Origin of the sequence: Acinetobacter towneri (genome assembly GCF_001758345.1) — a bacterium.
In the GTDB taxonomy this organism is placed as follows: domain Bacteria; phylum Pseudomonadota; class Gammaproteobacteria; order Pseudomonadales; family Moraxellaceae; genus Acinetobacter; species Acinetobacter towneri_A.
Genome location: NZ_MKQS01000053.1, coordinates 1 through 2,390, shown reverse-complemented (window position 1 = coordinate 2,390; position 2,390 = coordinate 1). Strand labels below are relative to the sequence as shown.

At 33.1% G+C, this 2,390-nt stretch carries 4 protein-coding genes; 2 read left to right on the top strand and 2 right to left on the bottom strand.

Annotated elements, in window-relative coordinates:
- Positions 1-194, bottom strand: a 194-nt coding sequence (locus BJN41_RS15030; RefSeq protein WP_141730375.1) for a helix-turn-helix domain-containing protein, incomplete at its 3' end; no start/stop codon positions are given.
- 93 nt (positions 195-287) lie between these two features.
- Positions 288-1,226 (bottom strand): hypothetical protein, encoded by a 939-nt coding sequence (locus tag BJN41_RS13930; RefSeq protein ID WP_227515246.1) that lies wholly within the window; start codon positions 1,224-1,226, stop codon positions 288-290.
- A gap of 166 nt (positions 1,227-1,392) precedes the next feature.
- Between BJN41_RS13930 and BJN41_RS15690 the strand changes: the two genes are divergently transcribed.
- Both BJN41_RS15690 and BJN41_RS13920 read left to right on the top strand, forming a co-directional pair.
- Entirely contained in the window at positions 1,393-2,130 is a 738-nt protein-coding gene (locus BJN41_RS15690; protein ID WP_201787573.1) for an amino acid ABC transporter substrate-binding protein, read from the top strand.
- A gap of 65 nt (positions 2,131-2,195) precedes the next feature.
- Positions 2,196-2,390 (top strand): helix-turn-helix domain-containing protein (locus BJN41_RS13920; RefSeq protein ID WP_034683890.1); only part of this gene is annotated, 195 nt, incomplete at its 3' end.

The window sequence follows — 2,390 nt, the reverse complement described above, 5'->3', positions numbered from 1 at the left end:
TTTAAATTTGGTACTCGACGGGATTTATTGATCAGTGCGTCAATATCACCAGACTTCACTAACTCTTGATAGCGATAAAATGTATCTCTTGAAACACCCATCACTTTGCATGCTCTGGATACATTCTGAAGCTCTTCAGCTAAATTGAGCAGACCTACTTTGTGTTTAATGATTTGATTGTTAGTATGCAACATAAGAAAGTTACCTTTGTTTGATTAAGATTTCGACACCTTTATCAAAACGGGTAACTTTCTCTTTTTCAAGAAGAATGTACGATCAAGTCTGAACTAATACACCTTAACCATCTCAATCGTCAATCTTTTTGCAGCATTGATCAACTCTGGCACTCTTGTGAAAAGGTTTACATAAATCTGATAAGCATCGTTAATCGTTAAAATACTTGTTAATGTAGCTTTTTTGCTCTCTAAAAATTGCAATAAACTTGCAACCTGCTGCACCTCAAAGGAGTGTGGTTCTGGATATTGAATTATAAAATACCGTCCATAGGTTGCTTCTTCCTGCCAGATTTCATGAGATAAATTCAGCATATAAAATGGATTAGATACTCTTAAAATTTTACTGGATAGCACACCATCAACTCTTACTCTGATCACTCCCTGAATCTCTAATATCTTGATGCATCTAAAAATTGCATCTTTAGACATACCTGTTTTGTGCTTTAATTCGTGTATTCCACACTTATTGGTAATCCCATATTGATTACTATTTCTAACCAATACCATAAGCACTAAAGCGGACTTAAAATCCAAGATCCCCGACAATCTAGATGACGTATGTTGAAAATGGTGCATATAAAAATCATCTAGTCTGTTTTCAACAAGATTTTGAAAAAGCCCTATAAGAGGGAAATTATCTGCTCTTGCTGTTTGACGAAACCACTGTTCTAATTTCAGTGGATTAATTTTTTTTGCATTCATACAAGCTAAGAATAGGCTGTAATCGATATAACTCTTTTTTTCAGAAGTTAGCCCATCTTTTCCTTGGATTAAAATTCTGTGGGCTTCCAACTCAGTAATACATTCCTTAATTTTTTTTTCATTGATATGAAAGGTCGTTGCCATTTTTTTTATGGATGGAACAGCTTCTCCCAATTTCAGTTCAGCTATGAGTTTAAGTAATAGCCACCTTGCTTGAGGACTTAAAGCAATCGGTGAATAGTCATGAATCAGCAAAAAAAATGCAATCTTAGATTCAGATGAATTCATTCTATTTCCCCTAATTTTGCCCACGGCTCTAGCCAGTAAAAGTCAGCACTCAAGCGTAAGACACTACTATTAATATTAGTTTTAATATTAACTTAAAATTTTATTTAACATTAATTTAATGTTAAGTTAATATCAATTAAGTCAATAATTACCTACAGACAAGAATATGGCAAGACCCTACGAGCACCTTAATATCTGGATTCAAAATGATCGAGAGCTTAAAGAAGAATTCATACTACAAAATAAGAATGAGTGGCTTAAAAATTATCCCAATGAATTTTATGTTTCAGTGACTCAGCACAATAATTTAGGTCCATATGCTGAAGTAGCTGTACTAAGCACAAAGGAAGTAATGACCATTTCAAAACGGTTATATGAAATCATTCGTAAAAAATTCAGAGAGTTTAAATACCGGAAAAATCACAAATCAAAGGGGCATTTGCAAGCAAGAATAAGTAAGAACACCAAATTAAAGTTAGAGAACATCAAAAGAAAGTTGGAACACGGAAATGCTTCTACAACACTTGAGCATATGATTAAAAATTTTGATGAAGACAAATTTAAACTAAAATTGCAGGTTGAAGATTTACAAGAACTACTTAAAGTGGCAAAAAGTAATGAAGCATTACTTACAAAACGGTCAGAAAATACCTTAAAAATGCAGCAAGCTTATGACAACCAAATTCAAGAGTATTTATTCAACCAATGTGTGGCTATTACACTAAAACTGAAAATGCTTGATCAATACATTTCCTCTAAAGAAGATATTGATAGCATCTACGAGTCTTTTGATAAAATTGAAAAAGAAGCAGCACAAGCTGAAATTATTACTAAACTAAAATCTAGACTTGAAGATGAAATGCTCAACTGTATTAGTTCAGACTTGATCGTACATTCTTCTTGAAAAAGAGAAAGTTACCCGTTTTGATAAAGGTGTCGAAATCTTAATCAAACAAAGGTAACTTTCTTATGTTGCATACTAACAATCAAATCATTAAACACAAAGTAGGTCTGCTCAATTTAGCTGAAGAGCTTCAGAATGTATCCAGAGCATGCAAAGTGATGGGTGTTTCAAGAGATACATTTTATCGCTATCAAGAGTTAGTGAAGTCTGGTGATATTGACGCACTGATCAATAAATCCCGTCGAGTACCAAATTTAAAA

Excerpts from the sequence above, each read along its gene's own strand:
- BJN41_RS13930 (WP_227515246.1), bottom strand. The coding sequence starts at position 1,226 with ATGAATTCATCTGAATCTAAGATTGCATTTTTTTTGCTGATTCATGAC.
- BJN41_RS15690 (WP_201787573.1), top strand. The coding sequence starts at position 1,393 with ATGGCAAGACCCTACGAGCACCTTAATATCTGGATTCAAAATGATCGA.